Source organism: Chryseobacterium sp. KACC 21268, from assembly GCA_028736075.1.
GTDB lineage: Bacteria > Bacteroidota > Bacteroidia > Flavobacteriales > Weeksellaceae > Epilithonimonas.
The window spans coordinates 2,479,724-2,497,809 of the sequence record CP117875.1 but is presented as its reverse complement, the minus strand read 5'-3'; the positions used below and the strand labels follow the sequence as shown (position 1 = coordinate 2,497,809).

The window sequence follows — 18,086 nt, the reverse complement described above, 5'->3', positions numbered from 1 at the left end:
GTCTCTTTTTTTAGCTTATCGAAACTATTTGATGATTATCTTTTTGGTTTGTTTGATACCAGACGATTCTAATTGGTAAAGGTAGACTCCTGTCGGCAAACCGTTGGTGTAAAATGTGACTTTACCAGGACCTTTGGCATAATTAGCATTCGTTATTTCTTTGATCAGACTGCCTTGCATATTGAACAATCTTAAAACAACCTGACCACTTTTTGCGAGTGTAAAAGGAATTGTTGTAATATTTGAAACAGGATTAGGGTAGTTTTGTCCCAATACGTCTTTTGTGGTCGAAGCGTCAAGTTCATCCGACAGGCCTAGCGTAGCATCGTGTTCTGTCTCGAAAAAGTAAAGTCCTTTGAAGAAAGATTGATTGCCCACGCTGCCGGCTAACAAAAGTCTACCATCGGAATGTGGAATCAGCTTTTGCCCAAAGAACTCGGCATAGGCCGGACCTGTAAACAAGGTCTCACTGCTGTTTTGTCCGTTTTTATCAACCTTGATCAAAGATGCAATAGGGAATGGCTGATTGAATATCTTGTGTGGGAATGGGTCGATGAGGACTTGGTCCATAATGTAGCAGACGTCTGAAGCATCAATGTGAAAATCGTTGTAATAACGCATATTTTCTGATTCAAAATCCCAAAGCTGCTCACCACCTGCGCTGTACTTCACCAATGTATTGTGGATGTCTCCGTCCAATGCGAGACTGTATCCAACTACGCCTATGTCGCCGTTAGTAAATGGCTTGATTGTGTAAGAGCGTTCATCTCTATCAGCATCACCAAAGGTTTTACTCCAAAGTATATTTCCAGTTGCACTTAATTTTGCTGTGATAATGTCATCAGCATAGGTATCATTATTTTTTGTGTAGCCGTTGATATAAATACTGTTATCAGCTGCAATGTAAAGATCTGTTCCATAAGAGTTTCCACCACTGATAGAAATAGGAGCAATCCATCCAGCAGAGCCATCAGCATTGAACTGAACCGTAGTCAAGTTAACATTCTCCGAGATGAAGCTGCCGCTGCCGTGCGCACCTGTAAGTATCAAACGTTTGTCGGAATCCACTTTTCCGGCACTTACTCGGTAAATGTTGTTGCCGCTTGTTCCTGGTATGTATGTTTTCCATTCTTGAGAACCATCTGCAGCCAATTTGATTCCTAAAAAAGAACTGTTGTTACTAGCTTCAGTTTCTTTCGCGGTACCACCAAGGTAGAGAGAACCATCAGCCTGAGGTTCCATTACAAAAACTTGTGGATTGTACAGCTCGATAGCCTTTGTCCAAAGTTGACTGCCTTCTGGCGAAAGTTTTATGACCTTCAAAGCTGGAGGATTTTGTTCAAAACTAGGCAGTAGACAGACATAAGTATTTCCGCTAGCATCAGCTCTGGCGATGATACCTTCTGCAGCATTACCATTCTCTGAGTTATAGACCGCATCCCAAGCCAAGTTGCCTTCTGCATCGTGCTTCACAAGGAAATAGTTGCTATTCAACATTCCATTGGCGTAAGTGTAGTACGAACCCGTTGAAAATGTATTGCCATTGGCATCATTAAAAGAATTGAGCATCGCAGCATCCTTTGTACCCAGATTGGAATAAACGGTGTTCCATTCGGTGGTTGGACTGCTGGTAGCAAATGTGGATTTTACAGTTTCATAGACAGCACCTTTTTCGGTATAATATGAATTGACCGAAAAATAAATATTCCCTTCATTATCTGTTCCAACTCCAGCCATTTGTCCCATACTTGCCATTCCTGTGGCAGTGGAAATGACAAAAGCAGATTGACCTAATAAGTTTCCATCTTCCGAATATTTGTAGGCACGTGCCGCAACATCCTGCTCCCATTCTTCGGCGCCAGGCGTCATACCGTTGGCTGAAGTGATGATATTGCCTTCAGAATCAAAAGTCAATGTCGCATTGTTAATGTCGATGAGGTCGCTGGTCTCTTTGGTCCAATTGACTTCACCAGTTTTATTATAAGAAAGTAACACAGTTCCGTCATCTGAAAAGCTCCCTGAGTGGCTTCCTGCGACATACAACTTATCATTTCTTAGTCCAATTTTCCAACCCATTGTGCCCTCATTCTCACTTCGGTAAGCTTGAATCCATTCTTGCTGCCCTTCAGAATTATATTTGATGGTTCCAATTCTGTTTAGGAATGTATCAAAAGTTCCGGTGACGTAGATACTGCCATCGTTATCAGTAGTAATTGCTCGGGCTACAGAATTTGTCACTTCAGCAAGATTCTCGGGATCTGCACTCTCGTAATTATAGCTTTGTTCCCATTGTTTTGAGCCTTCGGAATTGTATTTGATGGTGTGATAGTTTAGCCAGCCATCAGCATTCGGACTGTAGCCTGTAACCAAAACGTTACCATTCGCATCCACAGCTACAGCGGTCGCCTCATTCCAACTTTCTCCACCTGCAGGATTTTCGGTATGATGCCATTGCTCCGTGCCATTGCTATTATATTTGATGGTCAGATAATCTATCGAACTACCAGACCAGGCAATTCCAGTGATGTAGACATTCCCATCGGCATCTGTGGTCATACTGTTTGGAACCTCAAGACCTTGATTTCCATTATCAAATGTCGAATCCCAAAGTTTGGAACCGGAAGTGTCATATTTGATCACGCGGATGTCCATATCATTTCCATTCCATTTGAGGCCGGATGTAATGATATTTCCAGAATTATCAAATGTGATATTCATTCCATATTCCACAGCAAAAGGCGCTGCCTGCTCACGTTTTTCCCACAATATCTGTCCATTAGGCCCAACCTTGATTGTGAAAAAATCTCCGGAAGCCTGGTCTTCATCTGAACTGCCACCTGTGATGTAAGTGTTCCCAAGTGCATCCGTTATAGAAGCGTAAGGCACATTATTCCCTTTGTACGCTTCGCCACCATAAAATTGATTGGTTTTGGATAATACTTTTGATTCAGATGTAGGAAGACCCATTTGAGAAAGCATTTTCTGTTGAGGATCGAGAAAGGCTACGTTTTTATGATTCGATTTGAAGGAATTCCAGCGCGATAGTAAAGAAATGCTTCCATTCGATTTTGAAGCGAGGTAGCCATTTTGTTTTTTGAGATTATCGCTTTGTGCTGCAACACTTATGTTAAGTGCGGTCACCAAAACGACAATAGATCTGGTAGTGATTTTCATCTAATACTATTTAATTGTTTAAGTAAATTTATTCTAAAAATCACTGTTTACCGTACTTATCGTGTTGACATTAGTGTAGACAAATGCGTATCATCACTAGATTCCACACTTGTTGATATGGTTTTTGATGGACTTAGAGGCTTTGTATTTGAATCGTTTTAATTGATCAACTTGGTGATAATTTTATAAAATTTATCTAACTTGTAATTATTCTATTTTTTAATAATATGACTGATTTCGTTTATTTGGATTACAATGCTACAACGCCTGTTGACCAGCGGGTTGTCGACGCGATGCTTCCTTATTTTAATTCTTTGTATGCCAATTCGGGAAGTTCTCATTTGTTTGGGCTTACTGTGAAAGAGGCGATTGATGAAGCTGGAGAACAGATCGCAGAATTAATTTCGGCAAATCCAAAAGAGATCATTTATACATCTGGCGCAACGGAAGCTGTCAATTTAGCTTTAAAAGGGATTGAGAAAGTGAATGGTAAAAATCATATCATCACATTCAAAACCGAACACAAGGCAGTTTTGGACACTTGTCAAAATCTTGAAGAGCAGGGATTTTCTGTAACTTATCTCGATGTAGGAAATGATGGACTGATCAATTTTGATGATTTGAAAAATGCAATCACTGATAAAACTTTAATGGTTTGTGTGATGTTTGTCAACAATGAAACAGGCGTCATCCAGCCCATCACAGAAATTACCAAAATCGCTCACGACAAAAATTGTCTTGTTTTCTGTGATGCGACGCAGGCCGTGGGAAAAATTCCGGTGAATGTCAAAGATCTTGGAATTGATATAATGGCATTTTCGGCTCACAAATTTTATGGACCAAAGGGAATTGGTGCTTTGTACGTATCGTCACATCTGAAGAAAAATATGTTTGCGCAGATCCACGGCGGAGCTCAGCAATTCAACTTGCGAAGCGGCACTTTGAATGTTCCCGGAATCATCGGAATGGGAAAGGCAGCGGAAATAGCAATAAAAGAAATGGCGTCGGATTCACGAAAAATTAAAGAATTAAGAGATGAACTCGAAAATTCTCTATTAAAAATTCCCAACACATTCATCAATGGAGATCAGGACAATCGAATTTTTAACTCGTTTAATATTTGCTTTTCGAATGTCAATTCTGAACAGATGATCTTGTCGCTCGGCAATATCTGTGTATCAAGCGGTTCGGCTTGCAATGCGACAACATCCAAACCATCTCACGTTTTGAAGGCAATGGGAATAAGTGATCTGGATGCGCTTTCTTCAATTAGATTGAGTTTAGGTAAATTTAGTACCAGATCGGAGATTGAAACGGCGATACAAAAAATCGAGAAAATAGTACTTCAACTACGCAAAGAAAGTTAATGACTATCTCCGTTCTTCACTGAAAAAACGTGCAAAATCTGCGGGAACAAGGCTTGCACATATTCCTTCACAGCGCCTGCGGATCCAGGCAAAGTTAAAATCAACATATCATCAGAAAAACCAGCAATTCCTCTGGAAAGCATCGATGTTTTCACGCGGTCTTGTCCATAATTTCTGGCAGTTTCCATAACACCTGGAATTTCCTTTGTGATGAATGGCTGCACGGCTTCTGGCGTTACATCACGTTCTGACAAACCTGTGCCGCCTGTAAATAGGAGTAGATCACAGCCTTTGATTTTATACAATTCGATTTGTAGGCGTATGGCCAGAAGATCATCGGGGACAATAGAGTAGTCAATATGATTGATTCCTTGGTTGTTAAGAGACTCGACCAAGAATTTACCTGAAATATCTTCTTTAATGCCTTGCGAAACAGAATCACTGCAAACCACGACCGCAGCTTTCAAATTTTCTGTCTCAATATTTTCCTGATTGCTTTTTCCACCCTGCTTCTCCAGAAGTTTGATGTTGGAGATCTCAACATTTTTATCGATTGGTTTCAACATATCATAGATCACTAAAGCAGCTACAGATGCGCCGTGCATAGCTTCAACTTCTACGCCGGTCTTGTAAATGGTATGGACCTCGACAGTAATGTTGATATTCAAATCATTCATTTCATAATTGATGGAAGCAAATTCAACCGGCAAAGGATGACAATCTGGGATCACATCACTTGTTTTCTTGATCGCCAACAACGCGGAAGCTCTTGCAAATTCCAGGACGTTGCCTTTTGGAACTGTTCCATTTTTCACGGCTTCTACAGTTGAGATATTTGAAGTTTTAATTGTCGCCGCAGCGATCGCTTTTCTAAGTGTGAAAGTTTTAAAAGTAATATCTACCATTGCTTATTGGTTTATTTTCCATTGATGTGTTTCGTCCTCAAAGATCTCTTTGCCCCAGATCGGAAGTTCTTTCTTAATGCGTTCCACCACTTCATTACAGGCCAAAGTCGCCTCTTTTCTATGCTTGGAAGAGGTGAATACAAACAAACAAATTTCCCCAGCATTCACAATACCAAGACTGTGATGGATGTGCATACAAGTGATGTCATATTTAGCGAAGATCTCTTCTCGAATTTCGGTTATTTGATTCAATGCCAAATCTTCATAAGCTGTGTACTCAATGGCTTTTACCGTTTTACCGTCAATTTTATCAGCACGGATTTGTCCTAAGAAGATCTGATGTGCCCCAATTTCCGTCTTCGAAGAATGTTTTGTGATACTTTCTGCGATGAACAACGGCGAAATTGGTAAATGTTGAAATATATTTTTGATCTTACTCATTGATCTTTTGATTTAATTGATTGATGCCACCTTCCAAATGGCTGATGTTGTAATCAGAACCAAGAATTTCCTGTAAAACTTGCGCACCTGCAAGACTTCTCTTACCTGACTGACAGACTACAATGACATTCTTGTGCTGAATTTGTGTCGAATTCTCTTTTAATTGAGATAAAGGTATCGATAAATAAGGAATCTCAAGCTTAGGATATTCATCGATCTCACGTACATCTATGATGATGGTTTCTGGAAGTTTTGAAATTGAATAAAATTCTGCAGGAGAAATATTTTTAATTCCAATCTGCTTTATTCCGCAGTGAACTTCATAATCCATCTTCTCAAATTCAGCTATCGTAGAAGGAATATTTTTGTCAGTTAGATTCTCCGCTGGTATGTCGAAAATGGCAGTTTGATAATCCAGAACATTGATGGTCATTAATCTATTGATCAATGGTTCTCCGATTCCTGTGATCAGCTTGATCAATTCTGTCGCTTGCAATGTTCCAATAATTCCGGGCAAAACGCCAAGAACACCAGCATCATTACAATCCTGAACTTCTCCGGGTTTTGGTGGTTGAGGAAAAAGATCTCTATAATGCGTTGAAGATTCTTTGTTATCTTCAACATTGAAAACAGCGACTTGACCTTCATACTGATAGATCGCCCCGAATATCAAAGGCTTTTTCAAGATCCTGCAGGCATCATCAAGCAAATAGCGTGTCGGGAAGTTATCCGTGCAATCAATTACGAAATCATAATCAGATAAAATCTGAATGGCATTTTTTGTACTAATTCTCTCCGTAATAACATTGATTTGAATTTCAGGATTCATTGAACTAAGCCTCTCAAATGCAGCTTCTGTCTTGAGCTTCCCGATGTCACTCGTTGTGTAGAGGATCTGTCTATGCAAATTGCTGAGCGAAACTCGATCATCATCTACAATACCAATATTTCCAACACCTGTTGCGGTCAGATATTGAAGAACAGGACAGCCCAAACCACCAGCACCGATCACAAGAACCTTTGCTGATGCCAATTTTTCCTGAGCTTCGATTCCGAAACCCTGGAGTTTGATTTGTCTGTCGTATCGTTCCAAATTCAACATCATATTAGCCGCCTGAATAGGGTGGCATCAAAGCTACCACGTCGTTATTTTTTAATTCTGTATTTTCTGAAATGATCGATTGATTGACCGCGATTCTAAGCTTTAAATCTTCAAGCTCAGGAAATTTCTCATTAAGCTGATTCAAAAATTCATCTGAGTTTTCAGCTTCCCATTCAAGATCTGAACCTATAATTTCTTTCAATCTGCCAAAGCTTATGATCTTAATAGTGGCCATCAATCTATTTTTTTAAGTTGGATTGTTTTCAGCATTTTGACATAACGTCTTCCTGTTGCAAAATCGGTTGGCGACAAGGTGGAGATGCCATCTTTTGGTCTGCCTTCAATTTCCGGAATGATGATAACTCTGTCACCAACAGAAGTATTGAAGATCTCGTTCCAGGAAAAAACCACTTTGTAGCCGTCTTCTGCAACGCAAACAATGTAATATTCGCTTAAAACCTTTGGCGATTTCTCCTTAAATGAAACTTTAGAAAGAACGTCTCGAAGCAAAACACCTTTCACATTCTTGATTGTCGAGCGATATTCCTTCAAATGATTGGTGATCTGAAGGCTATCGATTGTATGTTTTGAATATTTGGATAAATCCGCAGATGTGACCGTTATCTTTTGATTGTCAGGATCAATAATCTCAAAGCTTTTCGATTGGGCAAAGTTTAAAGTAGTGAGAAGAAAAGATATTAATAAGACAAAATTTTTCATTTTTAAATAGTGCTTGATATTAATTTGTAGGAAGCCATCAAAAGTACGACTGCGAGGACATATTTCAATCCATTTTGATGTAGTTTTTTGGATGCCAAATAAGAACCTAACAATCCACCGGCAAATGCATAAACAATATACATCCACATATCATTTGTAAATGAAATCTCTTTGGTAAACATTCCGCCTAATCCTGCGACAGAGTTGACAAAGATAAAAGCTGCGCTGATGGCTGCCGTTTGTTTTTGATTGGTCCATTTCAACAGGATCAGAACCGGAGAAAGTAAGATTCCGCCACCAATGCCTATCATGCCAGAAAGTAAACCGATAATTCCTCCGAATATCAATGATAGATAGATCTGAGGATCCTTGAGTTCACTGTCTTCCGGACTTTTGAAAAAGAAAAACCGGATGACAGGAAAAAGTAACAAAACACCTAATATCCGTTTGTACAAATGGTCTTCGATATGGATCATGCCGCCAACAAAGGCCAGTGGAATAGAGGCAATAGCAATGGGAATAAAGGTTCGAAGTTTGAAATGTCCGCCTCTGTAATATTGTATGAAAGCGGTCAATGACACGAACAAATTCAAAACGAGAGCGGTCGGTTTCATCTCTTTTGGCGCGACGCCGTACAAGGCCATCAAAGCCAAATAGCCGCTTGCACCGCCGTGTCCGACTGCCGCATACAAAGCTGCGATGACAAATAAAATCAAATAAAATATTTCTACATTCATTCCTCGATCTTTATTTTAATAATATGATTTCTACAACCTCATCTTTTTCACAACCTTCTGAATTTTCCGGCAAGATCATCAAACAATTGGCTTCTGCAAAGGACTGTAGACGGTAAGATTCCTGCGCGTGAAGTGGCGTAACTTTTCCGTTAGCGTACGTTGCTTTGAGAAAATGCGTCAGGCCAGCTTTTTTCTTGTAAACAGAAGTTGTAGTTGCGTTGATTTTTTCAGTTATTGTCGGACGCTTCATTACTTTTGAAAGCAAAGGTGCGATGTACAAATAAAAACAAGTCAACGCCGACGATGGATTTCCCGGCAATCCAAAGACCAGTTTTTCATCTTTGGTTCCAAAATAAAACGGTTTTCCTGGTTTTTGTCTGATTTTATGGAACTGCTGTTCAATTCCACATTTTTTTGTAGCATCAATGACGTAATCGTAGTCGCCGACGCTCACGCCGCCAACCAAAATCACAATATCGGTTTTTGAAATCGCTAAATTCAAGGTTTTTTCAACTTCCAGAGGATCATCTTTTACCCAAAATTTTTCTATCGAATTAATGCCACATTGCTTCAGGACACTTTCCAGCTGATAGGAATTTGATTCGAAAACTTGACCGAATTCCAAATCGTTTCCTGGTTGCACCAATTCATTCCCCGTTAAAATCAATGAAATCGAAGGCTGCGCATAAACTTGAACTTCCGTACAGCCAATCCCAGCCAGATAACCGATTGCTGCAGCTGAAAGATAGCTGTCTTTGCTAATTGCAATAGTATCTTTTTTCGCATCGCTGCCGGCATCTCTTACATTTAAACTTTTTTCGAGTTCAGAATCTTCAATAATCAGATAATCATTATTTTCGATTTTAATTTTTTCCTGCATCACCACTGTATCTGCACCAATCGGAAGTGGCGCTCCAGTGAATATTCTGCAAGCTGTTCCGTTTTCAAGTTGAAACTGTTCTGTAGTTCCAGCAGACATTTCGCCTACAATTTTTAGCTTTAAATCCTTATCTTCAAAACGGATCGCGTAACCATCCATTGAAGATTGGGGAAAATTTGGAATATTATATTTTGAATAGATATCTTCCGCAGTCGTGTAACCTAATGCTTCTTTTAAAGGGAGAATCTGATGTTTTTTTTTCGGAATATTTTGATTGATGATGTCCTGAGCTTCCTGTACGCTGATCATTCTTTTAATTTTAAATTTTCGTAATCCACTTTCGTATCAATATCAATAGCGCCTTTTTCGAATTCAAATGCTTCGACATCTTCCATACTTCGCTGAATGATTTTCTTCGCACCTTGTTCACCTGAAAGTTCCATCAAAACCTCAAAATATTTTTTAGAAAATAAGGCCGGAACACCTATTGTATCGGAATACCGAGCCGCGATGATCTCTTTGTTTGAATTCTCCTTTAGTTGGAACATCTTGGTGAAAATATTGCTTGTCAAAAAAGGCTGATCGCAGACCGAGATAAAACAATGCTCCAGATCCTGAAACTGCTTTAGTAAGGCTTCGAGTCCAATCTTTATTGATGAAGCCATTCCAGATTGCCAATCATCATTGATGGAAATCTTTATGTTTTTATTCTGGATTTTCGAAGCTATCTCATTGTGGTCGGCACCTAACACCAGGATGATGTGGTCTTGATTGAAAACTTCCAGCGCTGTATCGATGGTTCTGTCTAGCAATGTTTTTCCTTGGTAGGAGAGAAGCTGTTTTGCAGTTCCTATTCTCGAGGAATTTCCTGCTGCCAATAATATAAGTCCAGTATTTTTCATTTATCCACCGATTGTGATCATACTTCTGTTTTCGATGATCGAAGCATTGATCTTTTCAAATTGCTCATTCAATTGTCCGCCTTGTATTTTTGCCTTAGACCAGATCGTACTTTCGATGATCGGTAAAATATCCTGACCATTTCGCAATGGCGTCAACAAATCGGTTTCTTGCTTTGAGAACAGACAGTTTTTCAATTTTCCGTCAGCCGTGAGTCTTATTCTGTTGCAGCCACTACAAAACGGCTCGCTCATCGTACTGATGATGGAAAAACTTCCTTGGTGACCTTTGATGCTGTAACTTTTTGCGGTATCATTCGGACCAATTGGCAAGGGAATGAAGTCATAGTTTTCATTAATAATATCCAGAATTTCCATCTGCGTCATCACTTGGTTGCTGCTCCATTGGTTCCCGCTGAAAGGCATAAATTCGATAAAACGAATATCCACAGGATTATTCTTTGTGAATGAAATAAAATCCGAGATCTCATCATCATTGACACCTTTCATTGCCACGACATTAATCTTGGTCTTGATGTTATTCTTTAGAAGCAGGTCGATATTTCGAAAAACCCGGTCAAAATAATCCCGACGGGTAATTTTCAGAAATTTATCTTTTTTTAAAGTATCCAGGCTGATATTGATGCTGTGGAAATTGGCTTTAACAATTTCAGGAAGCATATCGTCTATGCGAATTCCGTTTGTGGTGCAGGTCAATTGAACCGGTAATTTTCCAAGATTACTAATGATCTTTGAAGCATCTTTTCTCACGAAAGGTTCTCCACCAGTAAGCCTGATCTTATTGACACCGTGCCTAACAAATAATTTCGCAATGGTATCGATCTCATCCACCTGCATCAGCTTTGAATTTGGTGTGAAATCATAATTTTCCTCTGGCATACAGTAGAAGCAGCGCAGGTTGCAATTATCGGTCAAAGATATCCGCAGATAATTATGGGTTCGGCCAAATTGATCGGTCAGCATTATTTTTTTTATTTAATTACTGACAATATCAGTATGAATTTTTTCTTTTTTATCTCTCAGAGAAAGACCTTTTCGTTGATTCAAAACTGCCTGTATTTCCGCTACTATGGAAATCGCAATCTCTTCCGAAGTCTCTGCGCCAATATCCAAACCGACTGGTCCGAAAAGTTTATTTAGCTCTTCCTTACCAATCACCATACCAGAACTGGTAATATCTTCGATCATTCTGTCAAGTTTTGTCTTCGGACCTAAAAGGCCGATATATTTTAAAGGCTTATGAATGATCAGTTTTAGCAATGCCAGATCATAATTGTAATTGTGCGTCATCAAAACAAAAATGCTTGACTCGTCGATTTCGATCTTGTTAATGATCTCCTCGGGCGTGGCAAGTAAAACATCGTCCGCCTTCGGGAACCGCTTTTTTTGTGCGTGGGTAGCTCTTCCATCGGCAAGAATTATTTTCCAACCAAGGATTGAAGCTGTCTCTACCAAAGGCTTAACGTCATTTCCTGCTCCTGCGATGATCAGTGTGGTTTGCGGCGGAATATATTGGAATAGGATCTCATTGGATGAAGCTTTTCTGATCACATTTTTTTTTCCTTCGAAAACTTGTGAAGAAAAGTTCAATAGTTCAGTTTCTGAAATGGTATTTGGATCCAATAATGTGACTTCTTGATTTATGATCGATGCAATGGTCCCTATCTGAGTATTTTTTTTCTCTAATGAAAATATAGTTGTAACAACCGATTCATTGCGGCCTTCCGCTGTCTTTTCCAAAAGAGAAATTGGATTTTGAGCCGCGTTTTCATCAATATATTCAAAAAGTATATGGACAATTCCATTGCAACCTAACTGAACACCAAATTCTACATCATCAGGATTGCTGGTGTCGTAAGTTATTAGCTTGTTATTTTTTTGATGAATAGCCAATACCGCTTTTTTCAAGGCGTCACCTTCCAGACATCCACCGCTGATCGCGCCCGTAAGTTGTCCATCTTCCGTCACCAGCATTCTTGCGCCGGGCTGACGGTAAGAGGAACCTTCAACCTTCACGACCGTTGCCAAGGCAGTCTTTAGACCATTGCCCTTTGCTTCTCGGTAAGCTTTTACGATATCATTGATCTCTTTCATTGGACATTGATGTTAATTACTTTCAAACCTAATTTAGAAATATTCTATGGAAAAATATGCCTAAATTTATTTCTTTCTATTCAAATTTACATAAATAATAGATTTTATAGGTCTAAGTTTTAAAAATCAGTAATAATGGTAGATGAAACAGTGATCTGTATAAGCTTGTTAGAATTTAATTACTAGATATTTGTAAGAATCATCAGAATTAATTTCAAGGCTTAAAGTTTGATGCAAAAGATCGGTAGAGAATTTAATTAGTTACAACTAAGTATGGCACATAAAGAACAATACAGCAGGAGGAGTTTCCTCAAGATTTCAGGATTGTTGGCAGCATTTGCCGCAGTTCCAACATCGGTGAAAGCATTCTACCAGGATGTCAAACAATATCTGATCCCAAAGAAAAATGTATCGAGACTGACATTGAATATCAACAAAACGAGTCACACCTTATATGTTGATACGCGTACAACCTTACTAGATCTTGTCCGCGAACAACTCAATCTCACAGGGTCAAAGAAAGGTTGTGACCACGGACAGTGCGGCGCTTGCACCGTTCACATCGATGGTGAAAGAGCGCTAAGTTGCCTCACACTTGCCTCAATGGCTCAGGGAAAAGAAATTACAACGATCGAAGGCTTGGCCAATGGCAAAGAACTTCATCCGATGCAGAAAGCATTTGTTGAATGTGATGGATTCCAATGTGGTTATTGCACTCCTGGACAGATCATGTCCGCGGTCGCCTGCGTCAATGAAGGTCACACAGGTTCGGTAGAAGAGATCAAAGAATATATGAGCGGCAATCTTTGCAGATGTGGCGCATACAACGGTATTGTACAATCCATCCAAAAAGTAGCAGCACAATGAGACCATTTAATTTTGAAAAAGTAAATTCAGCTCCGGAGGCACTCGCGCTGAAATCGGCAAAAAGCAACTACATCGCTGGTGGAACAAACCTGGTGGATCTGATGAAGAAAAATATTGCCCAGCCCGAAACATTGATCGATGTCACGACAGCAATTTCCAACACTGTCGAGAATAAAAATACTGTAATCACCATCGGCGCAATGGCCAGTAATAATAAGGTGGCAACAGATAAAACCATCCTCAACAAGTTTCCTCTGATTTCCAAATCTATTTTGACGGGAGCTTCTCCTCAGATCAGAAATATGGCAAGTTCTGCGGGAAACCTGCTGCAGCGCACAAGATGTCCTTATTTTTATGATATCACAACACCTTGCAACAAGAGAACACCTAACAGCGGTTGCAGTGCCATAGAAGGCGGAAACCGAATGAGTGCCATTGCTGGATATAATGACCAGTGCGTCGCTGTCCATCCATCTGATTTTTGTATTTCTTTAGTTGCTTTGGATGCCACTGTTACGGCAGTTACGGCCGAGCAAAAAGAGATCACAATTCCTTTCAAAGACTTTCACAAATTACCCGATTCAACGCCTTGGCTGGACAATAATCTACCTGCGAATGCAATCATCACAAAAATAGATGTTGCAGAAAACAAATTCAATAAAAATTTCAGTTATGTGAAAGTTAGGGATCGTTCTTCGTACGCATTTGCTTTGGTTTCCGTGGCAGCAGCATTGGATCTGGATGGAAAGAGGATTAACGATGTTCGTCTTGCTTCTGGCGGTGTTGCGCACAAGCCGTGGCGCTGGTACGATGCGGAGGAATTTCTGAAAGGTAAACGTGCGACGGAAGATAATTTTGTAGAAGCGGCAAAACTGGCCACAAAGGATTTAAAGCCGCTATCAGAAAACGCCTACAAAATACCAATGCTTCAAGGAGCAATCGTCACAGCCCTAAAAGATTGTTTGAATCAATAAGTTTTATATTATATTAAAAATTAAGAAATTATGGGATTTATTGATATCATTACAAATAAATTTAAGAAACCTGAAGGTCGGGTAGAAGGCGTAGAAAAAGTGACGGGCAATGGAAAATTTGCCGCGGAATATCAGGTGAAAAATGTCTGCTATGCCGTTTTGGTCAATAGTACAGTTCCGTCTGGCAAGATCAAATCAATTTTGGTTGATAAAGCCAAAGAGGTCGAAGGCGTGATCGATATAATCACACATCTACATAAACCTTTGGTTCCTGGGATGGCAACTGAAGATAAGATCAAAGAGTCAAAATTCGGTTTGCCTGTTTTCCATACAGATAAGATCTTCTTCAAAGGTCAGCCGATTGCGATGGTCATTGCGGAAACCTTGGAAGATGCCACATTTGCAGCATCCATGGTAGAAGCAGAATATCAGAAGGACAGTTTCGTTATCGAATTTGAATCTGCAAAACAATTAATTCCTTTGAAACCGGAAGGAAAAGAGAGAGGAAGTGAGGAGGCGTGGCAGAATTTACCTTTCATTATCGATGAACAGTACAATATCAAAGCTGACATTCACAATCCGATGGAAATGCACGCTACGATTGCACATTGGACAGGAAATGACACTTTAAGGCTTTATGACAAGAATCAAGGTGTGAACAATGTTCAGAAAATAATCGGTAAACTGTTCGGGATTCCAGAAAAAAATATAGAAGTTTTCAGCGAGTTTGTAGGTGGTGGCTTTGGCTCCGGATTGCGCGTTTGGCCACACGTCCTAGCCTCAATAATGGCCGCTAAACAAGTGAACCGACCAGTCAAATTGATGTTGACTAGACCTCAAATGTTCTCAGGCACAGGATACAGACCAGCTTCGTGGCAACGACTGAAGATAGGCTCAGACAAAGATGCCAATCTTTTGGGTGTACTTCATCAGGCAAAGAACGGCACCTCATTGTATGAAAATTTTAATGACGGCATCACCAGAGTTACCAGATTGATCTATAAACTTCCCAATTTGAAAACGGAAGCTGCCATCGTCCCTTTGAATCTCAGTACACCAACCTGGATGCGAGGACCAGGCGATTGTACCGGCGTTTTTGCATTGGAATCTGCCGTGGATGAATTAAGTTATAAATTGAAAATGGATCCGGTAGAATTAAGATTAAAGAATATCTCCTTAGAAAAACATCCAGATTCTGGCTTGCCTTGGTCGACTCATTTTCTAGATGAAGGCCTCAAAAGAGGTGCTAAAATGATAGGATGGGACGCCAGAAAACCTAAACCGGCAAGTACCATTGAAGGCGATTGGTACATTGGCTACGGAATGGCTGTCGGGATGTGGAACGCTGGACGGCGTGAAGCAAAGGCAGCAATTATTTTCCATAAAGATGGCAGTATGAAAGTTCAGACAGCGATGACCGATATCGGAACCGGAACTGGAACCGGAATGCAGAATATCGCGCACGAGATCACAGGAATATCAAAAGACAAGATCAGCATTGAACTTGGAAATTCAGCGCTTCCTCCGGCGCCAAGTCAGGGTGGAAGTACGGGATTGTCATCCGTGAGTGGTGCTGTTTTCGAAGTGAGCAATCAATTAAAGTTAAAATTAGCTGAATACGCTTCGACCATTAATTCTGGTTTTAAAAGTGCTCCTGCAGATCACATTATCCTTACCGAATCAAAAATTGCCTTAAAAAATAATGCTACCGTTTCTGTTTCCTACAACGAACTGTTCGAAAAGAATAATCTGGATGAGGTGAAAGTTGAGGTGTCATCCAAACCAGGTGATGAGCAAAAGAAATTTGCGTTTTGTTCGTCCTCAGCTCATTTCTGCAAAGTTCGCGTGAATAAAAGAACAGGAAAAGTTAAAGTAGATAAGCTGGCTGTAGTGGGTGATGGTGGGAAAATCATCAATTCTCAGGCGGCAGCCAATCAAATGTCTGGAGCAGCAGTGGGCGGAATTGGAATGGCCTTGATGGAAGAAAATCAAATCGATGCCAAACTAGGATCATTGATTGCCAACGACCTTGCTGGATATCACTTCGCCGTGAATGCAGACGCGCCGATCATCGAAGTTGATTTTATAAACAAGCCTGATCCAAATATCAATCCATCCGGAGCGAAAGGTTTGGGAGAAGTGGGAATTATCGGAACGGCTCCAGCCATTGCAAATGCGATCTACAACGCCATCGGTTTGCGAATGAGAGACTTGCCGATTACACCAGACAAAATATTAATGGCATTATCAAAACAATAATTATGAATTGATAATTAAAAGAAAATCTATCAACTAAAAGCAAATTTTCAAAATCGCTACAATTGATAATGATTCCAATTAACCGTTATGTTCGCATAACGGTTCTTTTTTTGTAATACGTTCGCTACACCAAATTACATCATATGGGAAATCACGGAAAAAAGTCAGTTACACTTAAAGTGAATGGTGAAGACCATCATTTTGAAATATTACCTTGGGTCTCACTTCTGGATGCACTCCGTGAAAGGATACATCTGACAGGAACCAAAAAAGGTTGTGACCACGGGCAATGCGGCGCCTGCACCATTCTGATAGATGGAAAACGAAAATTAAGCTGTCTTACGCTCGCCGTGATGCAGGAAGCTACAGAGATCATAACGATTGAAGGAATTGCTAACGACGGAGAACTTCATCCGATTCAACAAGCATTTATTGATCATGATGCATTCCAATGCGGCTATTGCACACCAGGACAGATCTGCAGTGCGATAGGTTTACTTAATGAAAATAAAGCAGAAACGCGTGAAGAAGTTCAGGATCTGATGAGCGGTAATCTTTGCCGATGTGGTGCTAACAGAGGAATTATTAATGCGGTAATGGCCGTAAAACAAGGCATATCTTATGAATAATTTTTCCTACCAAAAAGCTACAGATGTCAATAATGCTATTTCTGTCATTAATGAAAATGCTGACAATAAGATTATTGCAGGCGGAACTAACCTTATCGATCTGATGAAATACTTCGTTACTGAAGCCGAAACATTGGTTGACATCAACAAAATTTCTGATATAAATGAGCTTCTCGAACTTCCAAATGGAGGCGTTCGTTTGGGCGCATTGATGATCAATGCAGATACAGCTTATCATCCAGTGATTGAAGGAAGATATCCATTATTGTCGAAAGCTATTTTGGCTGGAGCATCTGCCCAGATCAGGAATATGGCGACTAACGGCGGCAATCTTTTGCAAAGAACGAGATGCTATTATTTCTACGACATTCACACACCTTGCAACAAACGTGAGCCAGGTTCTGGTTGTTCTGCAATCAATGGTTACAATCGTATTCACGCCATCTTGGGTCACAGCGAAAATTGTATTGCTGTTTTTCCTTCCGATATGTGTGTAGCACTTGCAGCATTGGATGCGGTGGTCAATATCTCGGGTCACGATGGAAATCGAACCATTGAATTTTCAGACTTTCACAGGCTTCCGGGAGATACACCTGATATTGACAACAATCTTAAAACAGGAGAAATCATTACTGGAATTGACCTTCCAAAAAAAGGATTCTCCGATAATTATTCTTATCTAAAATTAAGAGACAGAAGTTCCTATTCTTTTGCATTGGTTTCAGTGGCAACAGGTTTGGATCTTGAAAATGGCCTTATCAAAGAAGCCAGAATTGCGCTGGGAGGGGTTTCTCATAAACCTTGGCGTGTAAAGCAAGCGGAGGAATTTTTGAAGGAAAAAGAACCAAATGCTGACAATTTTGCAGCAGCAGCTGATATCATTCTAAACGGAGCGAAAGGCTTTGAAAACAACAGCTTCAAAATTGATCTTGCTAAAAAGGCAATTGTAAGAAATTGTTTAATGGCATTAGACCCAACAACGCAACGTCCGGGCGCAAAACCTTCTTTATAAATTTT

The 18,086-nt window shown here is 40.0% G+C and carries 17 protein-coding genes; 6 read left to right on the top strand and 11 right to left on the bottom strand.

Features of this window, described 5'->3' with window-relative positions; translation table 11 throughout:
- Positions 1 to 24 precede the first annotated feature (24 nt).
- Positions 25 to 3,174, bottom strand: coding sequence for a T9SS type A sorting domain-containing protein (locus tag PQ459_11630; GenBank protein ID WDF45547.1), 3,150 nt, complete (start codon positions 3,172 to 3,174; stop codon positions 25 to 27).
- A gap of 227 nt (positions 3,175 to 3,401) precedes the next feature.
- Here PQ459_11630 and PQ459_11625 point away from each other — a divergent pair, with 227 nt between their 5' ends.
- Complete coding sequence (locus PQ459_11625; protein ID WDF45546.1) at positions 3,402 to 4,541, top strand: cysteine desulfurase family protein; 1,140 nt, start codon at positions 3,402 to 3,404, stop codon at positions 4,539 to 4,541.
- Here PQ459_11625 and moaCB read toward each other — a convergent pair.
- From moaCB to PQ459_11575, 10 genes are read right to left on the bottom strand one after another with little or no spacing between them, the layout of a single operon-like run.
- On the bottom strand, positions 4,538 to 5,446 hold the full coding sequence (gene moaCB, locus PQ459_11620; protein ID WDF45545.1) for a bifunctional molybdenum cofactor biosynthesis protein MoaC/MoaB: 909 nt from the start codon (positions 5,444 to 5,446) through the stop codon (positions 4,538 to 4,540). The genes PQ459_11625 and moaCB overlap by 4 nt on opposite strands.
- 3 nt (positions 5,447 to 5,449) lie before the next feature.
- Positions 5,450 to 5,887, bottom strand: coding sequence for a molybdenum cofactor biosynthesis protein MoaE (locus PQ459_11615; protein WDF45544.1), 438 nt, complete (start codon positions 5,885 to 5,887; stop codon positions 5,450 to 5,452).
- Positions 5,880 to 6,992, bottom strand: coding sequence for a HesA/MoeB/ThiF family protein (locus PQ459_11610; protein ID WDF45543.1), 1,113 nt, complete (start codon positions 6,990 to 6,992; stop codon positions 5,880 to 5,882). The genes PQ459_11615 and PQ459_11610 overlap by 8 nt, the downstream gene beginning before the upstream one ends.
- Position 6,993: 1 nt before the next feature.
- Positions 6,994 to 7,224, bottom strand: coding sequence for a MoaD/ThiS family protein (locus PQ459_11605; protein ID WDF45542.1), 231 nt, complete (start codon positions 7,222 to 7,224; stop codon positions 6,994 to 6,996).
- Positions 7,224 to 7,709 carry a molybdopterin-binding protein gene (locus PQ459_11600; protein ID WDF45541.1) on the bottom strand — a complete coding sequence of 162 codons (486 nt, stop codon included), beginning with the start codon at positions 7,707 to 7,709 and terminating at the stop codon, positions 7,224 to 7,226. The genes PQ459_11605 and PQ459_11600 overlap by 1 nt, the downstream gene beginning before the upstream one ends.
- Before the next feature lie 2 nt (positions 7,710 to 7,711).
- Positions 7,712 to 8,446: a sulfite exporter TauE/SafE family protein gene (locus PQ459_11595; GenBank protein WDF45540.1), complete on the bottom strand. Its 735-nt coding sequence runs from the start codon at positions 8,444 to 8,446 to the stop codon at positions 7,712 to 7,714.
- A 10-nt stretch (positions 8,447 to 8,456) separates the two neighbouring features.
- On the bottom strand, positions 8,457 to 9,635 hold the full coding sequence (locus PQ459_11590; GenBank protein WDF45539.1) for a molybdopterin molybdotransferase MoeA: 1,179 nt from the start codon (positions 9,633 to 9,635) through the stop codon (positions 8,457 to 8,459).
- The gene (locus PQ459_11585; protein ID WDF45538.1) at positions 9,632 to 10,228 is read right to left on the bottom strand and encodes a nucleotidyltransferase family protein; all 597 of its coding nucleotides are present in this window, start codon (positions 10,226 to 10,228) and stop codon (positions 9,632 to 9,634) included. Before PQ459_11585 ends, PQ459_11590 begins: the two co-directional genes overlap by 4 nt.
- Entirely contained in the window at positions 10,229 to 11,209 is a 981-nt protein-coding gene (gene moaA / locus PQ459_11580) for a GTP 3',8-cyclase MoaA (protein WDF45537.1), read from the bottom strand. It lies immediately after the preceding gene.
- A gap of 12 nt (positions 11,210 to 11,221) precedes the next feature.
- On the bottom strand, positions 11,222 to 12,340 hold the full coding sequence (locus tag PQ459_11575; protein WDF45536.1) for an XdhC family protein: 1,119 nt from the start codon (positions 12,338 to 12,340) through the stop codon (positions 11,222 to 11,224).
- A 273-nt stretch (positions 12,341 to 12,613) separates the two neighbouring features.
- On the opposite strand from PQ459_11575, the gene PQ459_11570 reads away from it, so the two are divergent.
- The 5 genes from PQ459_11570 to PQ459_11550 all read left to right on the top strand — a co-directional run bounded on the left by PQ459_11570 (position 12,614) and on the right by PQ459_11550 (position 18,081).
- Complete coding sequence (locus tag PQ459_11570) at positions 12,614 to 13,207, top strand: (2Fe-2S)-binding protein (protein WDF45535.1); 594 nt, start codon at positions 12,614 to 12,616, stop codon at positions 13,205 to 13,207.
- Positions 13,204 to 14,181 carry a xanthine dehydrogenase family protein subunit M gene (locus PQ459_11565; GenBank protein WDF45534.1) on the top strand — a complete coding sequence of 326 codons (978 nt, stop codon included), beginning with the start codon at positions 13,204 to 13,206 and terminating at the stop codon, positions 14,179 to 14,181. Before PQ459_11570 ends, PQ459_11565 begins: the two co-directional genes overlap by 4 nt.
- Before the next feature lie 30 nt (positions 14,182 to 14,211).
- On the top strand, positions 14,212 to 16,440 hold the full coding sequence (locus PQ459_11560; protein WDF45533.1) for a xanthine dehydrogenase family protein molybdopterin-binding subunit: 2,229 nt from the start codon (positions 14,212 to 14,214) through the stop codon (positions 16,438 to 16,440).
- A gap of 143 nt (positions 16,441 to 16,583) precedes the next feature.
- Positions 16,584 to 17,069 carry a (2Fe-2S)-binding protein gene (locus PQ459_11555; GenBank protein WDF45532.1) on the top strand — a complete coding sequence of 162 codons (486 nt, stop codon included), beginning with the start codon at positions 16,584 to 16,586 and terminating at the stop codon, positions 17,067 to 17,069.
- Complete coding sequence (locus tag PQ459_11550) at positions 17,062 to 18,081, top strand: xanthine dehydrogenase family protein subunit M (protein ID WDF45531.1); 1,020 nt, start codon at positions 17,062 to 17,064, stop codon at positions 18,079 to 18,081. Before PQ459_11555 ends, PQ459_11550 begins: the two co-directional genes overlap by 8 nt.
- Positions 18,082 to 18,086 lie beyond the last annotated feature (5 nt).

What these genes read in the sequence shown, in the direction of transcription:
- PQ459_11630 (WDF45547.1), bottom strand. Translation starts at nt 3,174, where the DNA reads ATGAAAATCACTACCAGATCTATTGTCGTTTTGGTGACCGCACTTAAC.
- PQ459_11625 (WDF45546.1), top strand. Translation starts at nt 3,402, where the DNA reads ATGACTGATTTCGTTTATTTGGATTACAATGCTACAACGCCTGTTGAC.
- moaCB (WDF45545.1), bottom strand. Translation starts at nt 5,446, where the DNA reads ATGGTAGATATTACTTTTAAAACTTTCACACTTAGAAAAGCGATCGCT.
- PQ459_11615 (WDF45544.1), bottom strand. Translation starts at nt 5,887, where the DNA reads ATGAGTAAGATCAAAAATATATTTCAACATTTACCAATTTCGCCGTTG.
- PQ459_11610 (WDF45543.1), bottom strand. Translation starts at nt 6,992, where the DNA reads ATGATGTTGAATTTGGAACGATACGACAGACAAATCAAACTCCAGGGT.
- PQ459_11605 (WDF45542.1), bottom strand. Translation starts at nt 7,224, where the DNA reads ATGGCCACTATTAAGATCATAAGCTTTGGCAGATTGAAAGAAATTATA.
- PQ459_11600 (WDF45541.1), bottom strand. Translation starts at nt 7,709, where the DNA reads ATGAAAAATTTTGTCTTATTAATATCTTTTCTTCTCACTACTTTAAAC.
- PQ459_11595 (WDF45540.1), bottom strand. Translation starts at nt 8,446, where the DNA reads ATGAATGTAGAAATATTTTATTTGATTTTATTTGTCATCGCAGCTTTG.
- PQ459_11590 (WDF45539.1), bottom strand. Translation starts at nt 9,635, where the DNA reads ATGATCAGCGTACAGGAAGCTCAGGACATCATCAATCAAAATATTCCG.
- PQ459_11585 (WDF45538.1), bottom strand. Translation starts at nt 10,228, where the DNA reads ATGAAAAATACTGGACTTATATTATTGGCAGCAGGAAATTCCTCGAGA.
- moaA (WDF45537.1), bottom strand. Translation starts at nt 11,209, where the DNA reads ATGCTGACCGATCAATTTGGCCGAACCCATAATTATCTGCGGATATCT.
- PQ459_11575 (WDF45536.1), bottom strand. Translation starts at nt 12,340, where the DNA reads ATGAAAGAGATCAATGATATCGTAAAAGCTTACCGAGAAGCAAAGGGC.
- PQ459_11570 (WDF45535.1), top strand. Translation starts at nt 12,614, where the DNA reads ATGGCACATAAAGAACAATACAGCAGGAGGAGTTTCCTCAAGATTTCA.
- PQ459_11565 (WDF45534.1), top strand. Translation starts at nt 13,204, where the DNA reads ATGAGACCATTTAATTTTGAAAAAGTAAATTCAGCTCCGGAGGCACTC.
- PQ459_11560 (WDF45533.1), top strand. Translation starts at nt 14,212, where the DNA reads ATGGGATTTATTGATATCATTACAAATAAATTTAAGAAACCTGAAGGT.
- PQ459_11555 (WDF45532.1), top strand. Translation starts at nt 16,584, where the DNA reads ATGGGAAATCACGGAAAAAAGTCAGTTACACTTAAAGTGAATGGTGAA.
- PQ459_11550 (WDF45531.1), top strand. Translation starts at nt 17,062, where the DNA reads ATGAATAATTTTTCCTACCAAAAAGCTACAGATGTCAATAATGCTATT.